The organism is Bradyrhizobium sp. GW821-FHT13H06, from assembly GCF_058803975.1.
Map to the genome: position 1 here is coordinate 73,239 of NZ_JBXAPN010000007.1, position 14,604 is coordinate 87,842.

12 protein-coding genes and 1 riboswitch are annotated in these 14,604 nt (G+C 65.9%); of the genes, 4 read left to right on the forward strand and 8 right to left on the reverse strand.

Annotated features, from left to right (window positions below; all coding sequences use genetic code 11):
- Positions 1-60: 60 nt before the first annotated feature.
- The 3 genes from gcvP to gcvT all read right to left on the reverse strand — a co-directional run bounded on the left by gcvP (position 61) and on the right by gcvT (position 4,633).
- Positions 61-2,928, reverse strand: coding sequence for an aminomethyl-transferring glycine dehydrogenase (gene gcvP, locus AC1RQP_RS26715; protein WP_492939898.1), 2,868 nt, complete (start codon positions 2,926-2,928; stop codon positions 61-63).
- Positions 2,929-3,105: 177 nt separating this feature from the next.
- Positions 3,106-3,474 carry a glycine cleavage system protein GcvH gene (gcvH, locus tag AC1RQP_RS26720; protein ID WP_454645900.1) on the reverse strand — a complete coding sequence of 123 codons (369 nt, stop codon included), beginning with the start codon at positions 3,472-3,474 and terminating at the stop codon, positions 3,106-3,108.
- Positions 3,475-3,484: 10 nt separating this feature from the next.
- Positions 3,485-4,633 (reverse strand): glycine cleavage system aminomethyltransferase GcvT, encoded by a 1,149-nt coding sequence (gene gcvT / locus AC1RQP_RS26725; protein WP_492939382.1) that lies wholly within the window; start codon positions 4,631-4,633, stop codon positions 3,485-3,487.
- A 146-nt stretch (positions 4,634-4,779) separates the two neighbouring features.
- Positions 4,780-4,868, reverse strand: a riboswitch (glycine riboswitch).
- A 223-nt stretch (positions 4,869-5,091) separates the two neighbouring features.
- On the opposite strand from gcvT, the gene alaS reads away from it, so the two are divergent.
- Complete coding sequence (gene alaS / locus AC1RQP_RS26730) at positions 5,092-7,770, forward strand: alanine--tRNA ligase (protein ID WP_492939384.1); 2,679 nt, start codon at positions 5,092-5,094, stop codon at positions 7,768-7,770.
- A 6-nt stretch (positions 7,771-7,776) separates the two neighbouring features.
- Complete coding sequence (locus tag AC1RQP_RS26735; protein WP_492939386.1) at positions 7,777-9,006, forward strand: cyclic nucleotide-gated ion channel; 1,230 nt, start codon at positions 7,777-7,779, stop codon at positions 9,004-9,006.
- A gap of 3 nt (positions 9,007-9,009) precedes the next feature.
- On the opposite strand, the gene AC1RQP_RS26740 is transcribed toward AC1RQP_RS26735, so the two are convergent.
- The 3 genes from AC1RQP_RS26740 to AC1RQP_RS26750 all read right to left on the reverse strand — a co-directional run bounded on the left by AC1RQP_RS26740 (position 9,010) and on the right by AC1RQP_RS26750 (position 11,109).
- Entirely contained in the window at positions 9,010-9,294 is a 285-nt protein-coding gene (locus AC1RQP_RS26740; RefSeq protein ID WP_239625013.1) for a DUF3303 domain-containing protein, read from the reverse strand.
- Between the two features lie 5 nt (positions 9,295-9,299).
- Positions 9,300-9,800, reverse strand: a complete 501-nt coding sequence (locus tag AC1RQP_RS26745; protein WP_492939389.1) for a DUF3455 domain-containing protein — start codon at positions 9,798-9,800, stop codon at positions 9,300-9,302.
- A 94-nt stretch (positions 9,801-9,894) separates the two neighbouring features.
- Complete coding sequence (locus AC1RQP_RS26750; protein WP_239625011.1) at positions 9,895-11,109, reverse strand: NADP-dependent isocitrate dehydrogenase; 1,215 nt, start codon at positions 11,107-11,109, stop codon at positions 9,895-9,897.
- A 335-nt stretch (positions 11,110-11,444) separates the two neighbouring features.
- Between AC1RQP_RS26750 and AC1RQP_RS26755 the strand changes: the two genes are divergently transcribed.
- Together AC1RQP_RS26755 and AC1RQP_RS26760 are read left to right on the forward strand one after the other, a co-directional pair.
- The gene (locus AC1RQP_RS26755) at positions 11,445-12,653 is read left to right on the forward strand and encodes a TrmJ/YjtD family RNA methyltransferase (RefSeq protein ID WP_492939391.1); all 1,209 of its coding nucleotides are present in this window, start codon (positions 11,445-11,447) and stop codon (positions 12,651-12,653) included.
- A 186-nt stretch (positions 12,654-12,839) separates the two neighbouring features.
- On the forward strand, positions 12,840-13,283 hold the full coding sequence (locus AC1RQP_RS26760) for a DoxX family protein (protein ID WP_492939393.1): 444 nt from the start codon (positions 12,840-12,842) through the stop codon (positions 13,281-13,283).
- Positions 13,284-13,289: 6 nt separating this feature from the next.
- On the opposite strand, the gene AC1RQP_RS26765 is transcribed toward AC1RQP_RS26760, so the two are convergent.
- Together AC1RQP_RS26765 and AC1RQP_RS26770 are read right to left on the reverse strand one after the other, a co-directional pair.
- A complete protein-coding gene (locus tag AC1RQP_RS26765; protein WP_492939395.1) occupies positions 13,290-13,439 on the reverse strand; it encodes a hypothetical protein in 150 nt (49 codons plus the stop codon).
- 303 nt (positions 13,440-13,742) lie between these two features.
- Positions 13,743-14,396: a TetR/AcrR family transcriptional regulator gene (locus AC1RQP_RS26770; protein ID WP_492939397.1), complete on the reverse strand. Its 654-nt coding sequence runs from the start codon at positions 14,394-14,396 to the stop codon at positions 13,743-13,745.
- Positions 14,397-14,604 lie beyond the last annotated feature (208 nt).

Genomic DNA, 14,604 nt, shown 5'->3' on the forward strand with positions numbered 1-14,604 from the left:
GGTGGGTTACGCCGGCGGCCTGCGCTTCGCGCGACCGCCCGCTGACCCACCCTACAAATCCTACTCCGCGGCTTGCGCGTAATCGCTCACCGGCGGGCACGAGCACACCAGATTGCGGTCGCCGTAGACGTTGTCGACGCGGCCCACGGGGCACCAATACTTGTCGGTGCGCGAGACGCCGTCGGGGAAGCAGCCTTCGCTGCGGGTGTAGGCGCGATTCCAATCGTCATCGGCGATGTCGTGCACGGTATGCGGAGCGTGACGCAAGGGCGAGGCTTCGATCTTGAAGCGGCCGGCCTCGACCTCGGCGATCTCCTTGCGGATCGCAATCATGGCGTCGCAAAAACGATCCAGCTCCGCCTTCGATTCCGACTCGGTCGGCTCGATCATCAGCGTGCCCGGCACCGGGAAGCTCATGGTGGGCGCGTGGAAGCCGTAGTCGATCAGCCGTTTGGCGATGTCGTCGACGGTGACGCCTGAGGTCGTCTTCAGCGGCCGCGGGTCGACGATGCATTCATGCGCGACGCGGCCCTTCTCGTTCCTGTAGAGCACCGGGAAGTGCGCATCGAGACGCGCTGCGATGTAGTTGGCGTTGAGGATCGCGATCTCGGTCGCGCGCTTCAATCCTTCGCCGCCCATCATCAGGATGTAGATGTAGGAGATGGTCAGGATCGAGGCCGAGCCGAACGGCGCGGCCGAGACCGGGCCGACCGGTGCTTCGCCGTCTGTTGCGGGATGTCCGGGCAGGAACGGCTTAAGATGCGCCTTCACGCCGATCGGGCCCATGCCGGGGCCGCCGCCGCCATGCGGGATGCAGAAGGTCTTGTGCAGGTTGAGATGGCTGACATCGGCGCCGTAGTCGCCCGGCCTGCTCAGGCCGACCTGCGCGTTGAGGTTGGCGCCGTCCAGATACACCTGGCCGCCATGGCCGTGGACGATGTCGCAGATTTCGCGGATGTGCTCCTCGAACACGCCGTGGGTCGAGGGATAGGTGATCATGACCGCGGCAAGGTCGTTCGAATGCTTCTCGGCCTTGGCGCGGAGATCATTGACGTCGACGTCGCCGTTCTTCTCGCAAGACACAACCACCACGTCCATGCCGGCCATCGCGGCCGAGGCTGGATTGGTGCCGTGGGCGGAGGAGGGGATCAGGCAGATCTTGCGGTGGCTCTGCCCGCGCGCGGCGTGATAGCCGCGGATCGCGAGCAGCCCGGCATATTCGCCCTGCGCGCCCGAATTCGGCTGCAGCGAGATCGCGTCATAGCCGGTGATGTCGCACAGCCACTTTTCCAGCCGCGCGAACAGCGCGTGATAGCCGCTCGCCTGCTCGCGCGGCACGAACGGGTGCAGCGTCGCAAACTCCGGCCAGGTCAGCGGCATCATCTCGGTGGTTGCGTTCAGCTTCATGGTGCAGGAGCCGAGTGGGATCATGGCGCGGTCGAGCGCGAGATCGCGATCGCTGAGCTTGCGCATGTAGCGCAGCATCTCGGTCTCCGAGCGATGCGCGTGGAAGACCGGATGAGTGAGGAACGGGGTGGTGCGCTTCAGCGTCTCCGGCAGCGCCTCGCGCGTCCCGGCGTCGATCTCGGCATAAGCGAAGGTGCCGCCGAAGGCGCGCCAGACCGCTTCCACCGTCGCAGGCGTCGTGGTCTCGTCGAGCGCGATGCGCAGTGCGGTGTCACCGATGCCGAGATTGATCTGTTCGGCCGCGGCACGCGCGACGATCTCGGCGCGCCTGGCGCCGGCATCGACGCTGAGCGTGTCGAAGAAGTTCTCGGACTGCGGCGCAAAGCCGAGCTTGCGCAGGCCGCTCGCGAGCACGGCGGTGCGGCGGTGGACGTTGCGCGCGATCTGCGAGAGCCCCTCGGGGCCGTGATAGACCGCATACATCGAGGCGATCACGGCGAGCAGCACCTGCGCGGTGCAGATGTTGGAGGTCGCCTTCTCGCGGCGGATGTGCTGCTCGCGCGTCTGCAGCGCGAGGCGGTAGGCCGGCATGCCGCGGGAATCCACGGAGAGGCCGACGATGCGGCCGGGCAGCGAGCGCTTCAGCGCATCGCGCACCGCCATATAGGCCGCATGCGGTCCGCCATAGCCCATCGGCACGCCAAAACGCTGCGCCGAGCCGATGGCGATATCGGCCCCGAGCTCGCCGGGCGAGGCGATCAGCGTCAGCGCCAAGAGATCGGCGGCGAGAATCGCGAGCGCGCCCTTGGCCTTCAGCGCTGATATCGCGGGCCTGAGGTCGCGCAATGCGCCCGAGGAGCCCGGATATTGCAGCAGCGCGCCAAGCACGTCCGCCTTGTCGAGATCGGTGAGGGGATCGCCGACGATCAGGGTCCAGCCCAGCGGCTCGGCGCGGGTCCGCATCACGGCCAGCGTCTGCGGATGCACGTCCTTGTCGACGAAGAAAGCCTTCGCCTTGACCTGCGAGTGCCGCTCCGCGAGCGCCATGGCTTCGGCGGCGGCGGTGGCCTCGTCGAGCAGCGAGGCGTTGGCGACGTCGAGCCCGGTGAGGTCGCAGATCATGGTCTGGAAGTTGAACAGCGCCTCCAGCCGGCCCTGGCTGATCTCGGGCTGGTAGGGCGTATAGGCCGTGTACCAGGCCGGATTCTCCAGGATGTTGCGCTGGATGACGGCGGGCAGGATCGTGCCGGAATAGCCTTGGCCGATCAGCGAGGTGAAGACCTGGTTCTGGGCTGCGAGCTCGCCCATATGCGCGATCGCCTCGGTTTCGCTGAGCGGCTTGCCGAGGTCGAGCGGGGCGGCCTGCCGGATCGACGCTGGCAGCGTCTCCGCCATCAGCGCCTCGACGCTTTTCGCGCCGACCGTTTCGAGCATTGCGGTGACGTCGCGCGCCGAGGGGCCGATGTGGCGGCGGACGAAAGAGGCGGCGGTATCGCCGTTGGATTTGCGGTGCGCGGTCATCATGGGTCCTCGCTTTAGATCTTCTGTCGTCGGAGTCATGCCCGGGCATAGCCGTCCGAAGGACGGCGTCGCTTCGCTCGCCTATGTCCCGGGCATCCACGTTCTTCGTGCCGTGAGAAGGCCGTGGATGGCCGGGACAAGCCCGGCCATGACGATGTGGAAAGATCGCGCTTCATCTCACGCCGTATGGGCCTTGTACGCGGCTTCATCCATGAGACTGCCGAGCTCGCTCTTGTCGGCAATCCTGATCTTGAAGAACCAGGCCGCACCCTGCGCGTCCGAGTTCACCAGCGCCGGCTCGGCGGCGAGCGCCTCGTTGGCCTCGAGCACTTCGCCCGTAACAGGCGCGTAGACGTCGGAGGCGGCCTTCACCGATTCCACGACGGCGGCGGCTTCGGCCTTCTTCAAGCTCCGGCCGACCTTGGGCAATTCGACGAACACGACGTCGCCGAGCTGCTGCTGGGCGTAATCGGTGATGCCGACGGTGGCGACGTCGCCGTCGATCGCGAGCCATTCATGGTCGGAGGTGTACAGCGTCGTGGTCATTGTCTTGTCCTCAGCGTTTGTAGGTGTTTTTCACGAAGGGCATGGCGGCGACTGCGAGCGGCAGGCGCTGGCCGCGCACCTCGGCGAAGAGTTTCGTGCCGAGCGCGCTCAGATTCGTGGGCACATAGCCCATCGCGACCGGCGCGTTCAGGCTCGGGCCGAAACCGCCCGATGTGACCTTTCCGATCGGCTCGCCTGCGGTCGGATCGGCAAACAGCAACGCGCCCTCGCGCACCGGCGCGCGGCCTTCGGCCCGCAGGCCGACGCGGCGGCGGGATGCGCCGTTGTCGAAATGGGCGAGGATTTTCTCGGCGCCGGGAAAGCCGCCGGCGCGCGCGCCGCCGCTGCGGCGGCTCTTCTGCACCGACCATTCCAGCGCGGCCTCGACCGGCGTGGTCGCGGTGTCGATGTCGTGGCCGTACAGGCAAAGCCCGGCTTCCAGCCGCAGGCTGTCGCGGGCGCCGAGGCCGATCGGCAGCACGTCCGGGTTTTCGAGCAGCGTCCTGGTGAGGCGCTCGGCGTCGGCGGCGGGAACGGAGATTTCGAAGCCGTCCTCGCCGGTATAGCCGGAGCGCGAGACGAAGCATTTGATGCCGGCGACCTCATGCGGGCCGGCATCCATGAATGTCATGGACGGCGCCTCTGCACACAATTTCGCCAGCGCCGCCTCAGCCTTCGGGCCCTGCAGCGCGATCAGCGCGCGGTCGGCAAGAGAATCGATGACGCAGTCGTCCGCGAGGTGCGCGCGCAGATGCGCCTCGTCCGCGTCCTTGCAGGCGGCGTTGACGACCAGGAACAGGTGATCGCCGAAATTGGCGACCATGAGATCGTCGAGGATGCCGCCGTCCGCATTGGTGAACTGGGCGTAGCGCTGCCGGTTGGGCGCGATCGCCACGATGTCCTGCGGTACCAGCCGTTCCAGCGCGCGGGCGGCGTCCGCGACCTTGCCCGACTTCGGCCGGAGCGCGAGCTGGCCCATGTGGGAGACGTCGAACAGGCCGGCCGCGGCGCGCGTATGGAGGTGCTCCTTCAGCACGCCCGCAGGGTACTGCACGGGCATGTCATAGCCGGCGAACGGCACCATCTTGCCGCCGAGGGACACATGCAGGGCGTGGAGGGGCGTATGTCGGAGAGATTTCTGGTCGTCGGGTACTGGCATCACAGGGGTCCTCGGCGGTTCCCCGGGGACAATTCCCCGGGCCAACCTGTCGAAGCCCCATCTGTCGCTGTGCCTGAGAGTATTATCCCGTCGGCGGGTGCCACCCGGGTTCTTAGGCCCGTCGGCGCCTCTTTCCAGATGCAATCAAAGCCACGCGGTCCTTTTGCCTGAGAGTTTCCGGGGCGGTTGCTCCTTCGGCGCCGGCAGTAAAGCCGGTCTCTCCCGACGTGGCCGTACGATATAGATGGTTAAAGACCACAGGCCGGCCAAGCCTGTCAACGCGGCGGTTTCGCCTTTTCAACCGGGATTGCGCGCCTGCGGCAACCCTCTGATCTCCTTGCACAGTTTCTGGACACTGAAGCAGGCCTTGTCTAAAAGCGCTTTGGCCCGCAGATATCAGCCCTAACCTCTGGTTTGGATGGCAGGAAGCGGGTCCAAGCACACCCGATTGGATGAACATGAGCGGCGTCAACGAGATCAGGTCGACCTTTCTGAACTTCTTTGCCGAGAACGGCCACGAGATCGTGCCGTCCTCGCCATTGGTGCCGCGCAACGACCCCACGTTGATGTTCACCAATGCCGGCATGGTGCAGTTCAAGAACGTCTTCACCGGCGTGGAGAAGCGGCCCTATCAGCGCGCTACCACCTCGCAGAAATGCGTGCGCGCCGGCGGCAAGCACAACGACCTCGACAATGTCGGCTACACCGCGCGCCATCTCACCTTCTTCGAGATGCTCGGCAATTTCTCGTTCGGCGACTATTTCAAGGAGCGCGCGATCGAGCTTGCCTGGAAGCTGATCACCACCGAGTTCGGGCTGAAGAAGGACAAGCTGCTCGTCACGGTCTATCACACCGACGACGAGGCGGCGGGGCTGTGGAAGAAGATCGCCGGCTTCTCCGAAGACCGCATCATCCGCATCCCGACCTCGGACAATTTCTGGGCGATGGGCGACACCGGCCCGTGCGGCCCCTGCTCGGAGATCTTCATCGACCGCGGCGAGCACATCTGGGGCGGGCCTCCGGGCTCGCCGGAGGAGGACGGCGACCGCTTCCTCGAATTCTGGAATCTCGTGTTCATGCAGTTCGAGCAGGTGACGAAGGAGGAGCGCCAGCCGCTGCCGCGTCCCTCGATCGACACCGGCATGGGCCTGGAGCGCATGGCCTGCATCCTCCAGGGCGTCGAGAGCGTGTTCGAGACCGACCTGTTCAAGAACCTGATCGATGCGACGGCGTCCGCGCTCGGCACCGGGCCGAACGAGCAGACCGTGGCCTCGTTCCGCGTCATCGCCGACCATCTGCGCTCCTCCGCGTTCCTCGTCGCCGACGGCGTGCTGCCCTCGAACGAGGGCCGCGGCTACGTGCTGCGCCGGATCATGCGCCGTGCCATGCGCCATGCGCAGCTGCTGGGTGCGAAAGAGCCGCTGATGCATCGGCTGGTCTGGGCGCTGGTGCGCGAGATGGGCCAAGCCTATCCCGACCTGATGCGCGCGGAGAATCTGATCGAGGAAACGCTGCGGCTGGAAGAAACCCGCTTCCGCAAGACGCTGTCGCGCGGCTTGGCCATCCTCGACGAGAAGTCGGCCGGCCTGAAGAAGGGCGACATGTTCGACGGCGACGTCGCCTTCACGCTCTACGACACCTACGGCTTCCCGCTGGACCTGACGCAGGACGCGCTGAAGTCGCGCGGCATCGGCGTCGACCAGGCCGCGTTCACGGATGCGATGGAGCGCCAGAAAGTGAAGGCGCGCGAGTCCTGGAAGGGCTCGGGCGAGGCGGCTTCCGAGGCGATCTGGTTCCCGCTGCGCGAGAAGCTGGGTGCGACCGAATTCCTGGGCTACGAGACCGAGAGCGCCGAAGGCGTAGTGTCCGCGCTGGTCAAGGACGGCCACGAAGTCGCCAGCCTCAAGGCCGGTGAGACGGGCGCGATCGTGCTCAACCAGACGCCGTTCTATGCGGAGTCCGGCGGCCAGGTCGGCGACACCGGCGTGCTGACGGGTGAGGGCGGCGTCAAGTTCCGCGTCACCGACACGCAGAAGAAGCTCGGCGATTTCTTCGTCCATATCGGCACGGTCGAGAGCGGCGAAATCAGGCTCGGCACCGCGCTGCAGCTCGAGGTGGATCATTCGCGCCGCTCCTCGATCCGCGCCCATCACTCGGCGACGCATCTCATCCACGAGGCGCTGCGCCAGGTGCTCGGCGACCACATCGCCCAGCGCGGCTCGATGGTCGCACCTGACCGCCTGCGTTTCGACTTCGTGCATCCGAAGCCGATCACGGCGGAGGAGCTCGCCCGCGTCGAGGACATCGCCAACGACGTGGTGCTGGAGAACGACGAGGTCACGACCCGCATCATGGGCGTGGACGAGGCGCGCGAGGCCGGAGCGCGCGCGCTGTTCGGCGAGAAATACGGTGACGAGGTCCGCGTCGTCTCGATGGGCAGGACCGCGCGCGAGCGGGGCACCAACGCGCTCGGCTGGTCGGTCGAGCTCTGCGGCGGCACCCACGTCAAGCGCACCGGCGATATCGGCCTGATCACGCTGACGGGCGAGAGCGCGGTCGCATCCGGCGTGCGCCGCATCGAGGCGCTGACCGGCAATTACGCGCGCAGGCACGCCAACGACACCATGGCGCTGGCGAAGACCGCGGCGAACGAGCTGCGCACCTCCCTCGACGACGTGCCCGCCCGCATTGCCGCGCTGATGGAGGAGCGCAAGAAGCTCGAGCGCGAGCTCTCCGACGCCCGCAAGAAGCTCGCGATGGGCGGCGGCGCCTCCGCCGGCAACGGCGCAGCCTCAAGCGTGCGCGAGGTCGGCGACGTCAAGCTGATGGCGCGCGCGGTGGAAGGCATCGAGATGAAGGATCTCAAGAGCCTCGCCGACGACGGCAAGAAGCAGATCGGCTCGGGCGTCGTCGCCATCGTCGGCGTCACCGAGGACGGCAAGGCCGGTGTGGTCGTCGGCGTCACGCAGGACCTCACCGCGCGCTTCAACGCCGTGAACCTCGTGCGCATCGCCTCCGAGGCGCTCGGCGGCAAGGGCGGCGGCGGCCGGCCCGACATGGCCCAGGCCGGCGGTCCCGATGGTGCCAAGGCGGCGGCCGCGCTCACCGCGATCGAAAAAGCGATGGCGGGCGCTTAAGTCGCCATGGCCCCCGTTCCGCGCGGACGTGGGCTTCGCGATCCCGAATTTCGGGATCGCCTCTACGATTTGCTGGAGCACGATCCGCTGGCCTATTCGGTCGGGTCGCGCTTCATCCAGCTGATCATCGGGGTCATCGTGCTCAATGTGGCCGCGATGATCCTCGCCTCGGTGCCGGAGCTCGATGCGCAGTTCGGCACGCTGTTCGCAGGCATCACCGTCCTGTCCGTGATCGTGTTCGCGCTGGAATATGCGGCGCGGCTGTGGACGGTGGCGGGGCACACCCAGCGCAAGGGCTCCGCGCTGGCCGACCGGCTCGGCTACGCCTTCTCCGCGCTCGGCATCATCGATCTCATGGCGTTCCTGCCGGCGGCAATCGTGCTCGCCACCGGCGGGCATGCGACGCTGGCCGCGCTCGGCGTGCTGCCGTTCTTCAAGCTGATCCGCTATTCGCCGGCGATGCGCTCGCTGCTCGCGGCCGTGCATGCCGAGCGGCGGGCGCTGATCGGCTGCATCGTCATCCTGATCGGCGCGGTGCTGACCTTCGCCTCGCTGCTCTACGCCATCGAGCGCGACGTGCAGCCGGACAAGCTCGGCACCATCCCGCAGGCGATGTGGTGGGCGATCGTCACGCTCGGCACCGTGGGCTATGGCGACGTCGTGCCGGTGACGCCGCTCGGCAAGTTCGTCTCCACCTTCGCCATCATCGCCGGCTTCGCCATGATCGCGCTGCCGGTCGCGATCATCTCGACCGCATTCGCGGAAGAGGTGAAGCGGCGCGATTTCGTCGTCACCTGGGGCATGCTGGCGCGGGTGCCGCTGTTCTCGCATCTGTCGGCGGCGGAGATCGCCGACATCATGCGGCTGCTCCGGGCGCGCACCATCGAGCAGGGCGAGATCCTGGTGCGGCGGGGCGATGTCGCCTCGTCGATGTATTTCATCACCGCCGGCGAGGTCGAGATCGCGCTGCCGAGCCAGCATGTGCGGCTCGCCGACGGTACCTTCTTCGGCGAGATCGCGCTGCTGCACAAAACAAAGCGCAGCGGCACGGTGACGGCGACCCGCAAGTCCCGGCTGCTCGTGCTCGACGCCCAGGATTTTCACGCGCTGATCGAGCGCATGCCGACGCTCGCCGACCACGTCCATACCACCGCCAAGGCAAGGCTCGCCGACACCGGCGATCTCGCGCTCGCCGAGCTCGCGCAGGCGGAGAAGGAAGCGGGCCCTGCTGGGTAGCCGTCACGTCCCGTCGAGGAATGGCGCGACGACCTCTCGCGTCTCCTTGCTGGGCACCACGGGCACGATCTCGAAGGTCATGCCGAAGCCCTGGCAGTTCAAAACCCATTCCTGCAGCAGGCGGGCATCGTCGCATTCCATCAGCTGGAAGCAGCGATCGAAATTCGGCTCGATCCAGCTGCCGACATATTTGAGGCCTTCCGGAAACTTGACGCCCTCGTCGCGCACGCGCCGGTAGACCGGAATCGGGTCGCGATCCCTGAAGCGTTCGATCACCATGAAGAGCATTGGTCTCAGCCCTTCTTCAGAAAGACGTAGTCGGCCGAGTAGGGCGCGCTCTTGAACTCGCCGGCCTTCTGGCATGCGCCGTCGAGCTTGCCGCCATGGGTGTTGATGCGCTGGACCGTGGTGACCGGCGTCAGGACACCGCTGCCGCGGCGGGAGGCGACCTCCAGCTTCAGCCAGGCGATATCGGCGGCGGTTGCGCCCGGCGCGTTGGCAATGGCCTTGCCGACCACGGCGCTGCCGTCGGCGTGCTCCCAGTTCGGCCCGGCATAGTGTCGGCCGATCGTCTTGCCCTCCGACAGGAGAGTCGCGATCGGCTCGCGGAAGGCCCAGGTCAGCTTGCCGTCCGTGCCCGCCTTGCACTCATAGACCTGCGCGCCCTCGGCGTGGACGCTGAGCACCACGCTCTCGCCAGGTGCGGCGATGGCCTCGGGCATCGGCTCCGCGGCCCCCGCCGGTGCGAGCAGGGCCGCGAGCAGTGTTGTGGGGGCAGCAAGCTTGATGAACATGGTGGTCTCCGCAAGAGCCAAAAAGAAACGGGCCGCGCTTGACGCGCGGCCCGTGATGATGTCTGGCCCAGTCGGGCAAAATTGCGGATGGCGGCTAGGCCGCCAGCTCTTTCGTCAGGTTCTCGGCAACCTTGTCGAGGAAGCCGGTGGTCGAGAGCCAGCGCTGGTCGGCGCCGACCAGGAGTGCGAGGTCCTTGGTCATGTAGCCGGCCTCGACGGTGTCGACGCAGACCTTCTCCAGCGTGTTGGCGAACTTCGCCAGCTCGGCATTGTTGTCGAGCTTGGCGCGGTGGGCGAGGCCACGGGTCCAGGCGAAGATCGAGGCGATGGAGTTGGTCGAGGTCTCCTTGCCCTTCTGGTGCTCGCGGTAGTGACGGGTCACCGTGCCGTGGGCGGCTTCGGCTTCCACCGTCTTGCCGTCGGGCGTGAGCAGCACCGAGGTCATCAGGCCGAGCGAGCCGTAGCCCTGCGCGACGGTGTCGGACTGCACGTCGCCGTCGTAGTTCTTGCAGGCCCAGACATAGCCGCCGGACCATTTCAGCGCCGAGGCCACCATGTCGTCGATCAGGCGGTGCTCGTAGGTCAGGCCCTTGGCGTCGAACTCCTTCTTGAACTCGCGGTCGAAGATGTCCTGGAAGATGTCCTTGAAGCGGCCGTCATAGACCTTGAGGATCGTGTTCTTGGTCGACAGGTACACCGGGTAATTACGGAGCAGGCCGTAATTGAGCGAGGCGCGGGCGAAGTCGATGATGGAGTCGTCGAGATTGTACATCTCCATGGCGACGCCGGCGCCGGGCGCCTTGAACACTTCCTTCTCGATCACGGTGCCGTCCTCGCCGACGAACTTCATCGACAGGGTGCCCTTGCCCGGGAACTTGATGTCGGTGGCGCGGTACTGGTCGCCATAGGCGTGACGGCCGATGATGATCGGCTTGGTCCAGCCGGGAACCAGGCGCGGCACGTTCTTGCAGATGATCGGCTCGCGGAAGATCACGCCGCCGAGGATGTTGCGGATGGTGCCGTTCGGCGACTTCCACATCTGCTTGAGGTTGAACTCCTTCACCCGGGCTTCATCCGGGGTGATGGTGGCGCACTTCACGCCGACGCCGACCTTCTTGATCGCCTCGGCGGCGTCGATGGTGACCTGATCGTTGGTGTGGTCGCGGTATTCCATCCCCAGGTCGAAATAGAGCAGCTCGACATCCAGGAACGGGGTGATCAGCTTGTCCTTGATGTACTGCCAGATGATCCGGGTCATCTCGTCGCCATCGAGTTCGACGACGGGATTGGATACCTTGATTTTTGCCATGATCGGGGAAGCCTCTTGGGAACGGCGCTTGTGGTGCGCCACGGGAATATCCGCCGCCTCTTAGCATCGCCGCGCGGCGGGCGAAAGCCAAGGGATTATGCACTTTTAGCTCATCCAGCTTCCGCAGATGGGGAGCGGCTGGCCGGGCCTCAGCCGGGCCCGGGCTCGCGTTCCCAGCGAGATTCAGAAGTCGAATCCAACCCGTTATTTCCCTTGAGAATTTCGTCAGGACAGGCAAACGACAGGCGGGCGGGGCCGGCCGGAAGGCGCGGCTTGAATCGATTCCTGAGAGCGCCTGGCCAAGGCCTTGAGAGATAGTGTGAAAGCGAAGCGAGATGTCGGGGACTGACAAGAGCAAGGCGGGGCTTTCCCTCGACGGTCCCATCGTCATCCTGGTCGAGCCGCAGCTCGGCGAGAACATCGGCATGGCCGCGCGCGCCATGGGCAATTTCGCCCTGCGCCGCCTTCGCATCGTCAACCCCAGGGACGGCTGGCCCAACATCGCTGCCCAGCGCGCCGCGGCCGGCGCCGACCACATCCTGGAAAAGGTCGAATTGTTCGACACGGTGGAGCAGGCGGTCGCCGACCTCGATCTTTTGTTCGCCACCACGGCGCGCCCCCACGACCAGGCCAAGCCCGTGGTCGGGCCGGAAGCCGCAGCCAGCGAGATCGCCGGGCACGTCGCGACCGGCGGCAGGTGCGGCATTCTGTTCGGCCGCGAGCGCTGGGGCCTGACCAACGAGGAGGTCGGCCTTTCCAACCGGATCATCACCTTCCCGGTCAATCCGGGCTTTGCCTCGCTCAACCTCGCCCAGGCCGTGCTGCTGGTCGGCTATGAATGGTTCAAGCGCGCGACCTCGGGTGTGCTGCCCCACGCCATGCCGGAGCGCTCCGAGCGCGCCTCGCAGCACCAGATGCAGGCCTTCTTCGACAACCTCGTGCGCGAGCTCGACAAGGTCGAATTCCTGCGCCCGGCCGAGAAGCGCGACACCATGCTGGTGAACCTGCGCAACATCTTCGCCCGGATGGAGCCGACCAAGCAGGACATGCACACCCTCCATGGCGTGGTGATGGCGATCGCCGAGGGACGCAAGGGCCCGGCCAAGGGCGGCGTGCTCGACGGCGAGCAGGCCACGCGCCTGCGCGCGCTGCTGGCCGAGCACGGGCAGGGCGGCGGCGTCCCCGACAGCGGCTCGACCGTGCGCGGCCTCGCCCGGCTGCTTCGCCGCAATCCAACCGATGCCGAGCGCCTGCTGTGGCAGGCGCTGACGCGCGACCGCCGCTTCGCCGGCCAGTTCAAGCGCCAGACCCCGGTCGGCCGCCACATCCCGGATTTCGTCTCGTTCCCGCACCGGATCGCGATCGAGCTGGTGAACCCGGGCGAGGGCGAGGCGATTGCGGCCGACCGCGCGGGCCGGCGGACCTGGCTGGAGGCGCGGGACTATCGGGTGATGGAAATGCGGGCGGCGGACGTCGAGCGCGATCTGGAGGCGGAGCTGGCGCGGCTTGCGGGGATGATGGCCGAAGGATCGAGCGCTCCGTAGCAGCAGGCTCAGGGCGCGTCGTACTCCACTACGTCCCACGAATATGCGTCAACTCCGCTGACACTCGTGAGCGGCAGCTCGGCCTGCGCGCGGTCTGAGCGCTTCGTGCGATCCGCCAATCGTGATAGGCTGGCTCTCGCCGTAGACGTGTTCAGCCGGTCGTGGACAGCAAGGGGGATTCTTTCAGTGAAATCCCATTTTGAGTCGCGGGCGCTCGACGAGTTCGCCACAAGGAGAGCGGGCGTGCTGATCTTGATCGGCCGCATTCTGCTTGCGTGGGTATTCGTCGGAAGCGCGTACGGAGCGCTATCCAATTTCGGCGGCTCGGTGGGCTATTTCAGATCGTTGAACCTTCCAGCACCTGAGCTGTTCACCATCATCAACATAGCGGTCGAGGTCCTCATATCCCTTGGTCTGATATTCGGTCTCGGCACGCGCTACTGCGCAGTTCTGATGTTCGTGTTCGTGCTGATGGCGACAGTGATCGCGCACCGCTACTGGGAATATCCCGCCGGGGCGCAGCAGATTGGTCAATACAACAATTTCCTGAAGAACATCTCGATCATGGGAGGCGCGATGTTGATCTTCGTCACCGGGCCAGGCCGCTTCAGCCTGGACCGGGCAACATAGGCGGCATCACTTCACATGGGGCTTGAATGCGTCCTCGATCGCTCGACGGATGCTCCTTGTGAGCGGCTTCAAGGCGTCGCCCAAGAACGCGAAGAGAAGCATCAGCCACGTCGCAAGCGCGGCACACCACAGCATGACGTCCAGTATCTCGGGCATGACGCCCTCTCGAAAAATACGTTCTCTGAAATACGGCCAGTGTCGCCCAAAGGAGCCGGCACGGCAAGTCGTCTTCTGAGTGGCAACGCGCCGGAGCACACGCAATATGCACTCGGAGCAGCTTGCTGGTTGCGGACACCCCTTGTCTCAATGAAGAACGCCGCCGCCGTGGCGACGACGAGTGCGCAGGTCGAGGAGTCGGTAAGCCTGGCTGCCCCACTGGACGCGGACACCATCATTCGAATACCCGCGTGACGCTGAAGGGACGGGATCGGTTGCGTTTCCCTAACCGTCCCTACGGACTCAGACCGCCTCGAGCTGCTCCGCCGCCCGCTTCTTCTTCGGCTTGGACTGGCCGAGCAGGGGGCCTGCCGTGAGTGCCGCCGTATCGGCCACGCCCGGGTCGCGCGAGATCATCGCTGCGACGATCGCGCCGTCGATGATCAGGCCGAGCTGATGCGCGAGCACCGCAGGCTCGGTCGAGCCGAGCTCGCCGGCGAGCTTCTCGATATGGCCGAGCACGATCTTCTTGTGCTTCAGCGCGATGTTGCGAAACTGCTTGGCGTCCTTGTCGTGCTCGCCGACCGCGTTGATGAAGGGGCAGCCGTAGAAGCGCTCCTCCGCGAACCAGCTCTTCAGCGCGGGAAAGATGCGCGTGAGCTTCGCCTGCGCATCGCCGCCGCCTTGCTCCATGGCGCCGATGAACCATTCGCGCCATTGCTTGCCTTCGCTTTCCAGCACGGCGTTGACGAGATTGGTCTTGGAGCCGAACAATTTGTAGAGCGTGGTCTTAGCGGTGCCGGCTTCCTCGATGATCGCATCGATGCCGGTGGCGTTGATGCCGTTCTTGCAGAACAGATGCGTCGCGGCACTGAGCAGGCGCCCGCGCGCGGATTCGTCGTCGCCTGCACCAGCGTGGGGCGAGTTCGCGTTCTTCTTCGATGACGTCTTTGCCATGGGCTGCAACTTAATCGCAGCTGCATCACATCAGCAAGCCGCATCTGGTTGGCGCTGAAAAGATTCGCATCCGCTCAGTCATCTGCTCCGCCTTTGAGCAGGAGGGGCTGACCAATCGGCAGGCAGCGACGCTTAAGCGGCTCCAATGCTTCGCATTTCGCTTTTGGCTGCTTCTGGCACGCTCCATGCAAGGAAACAGACCGTTCGG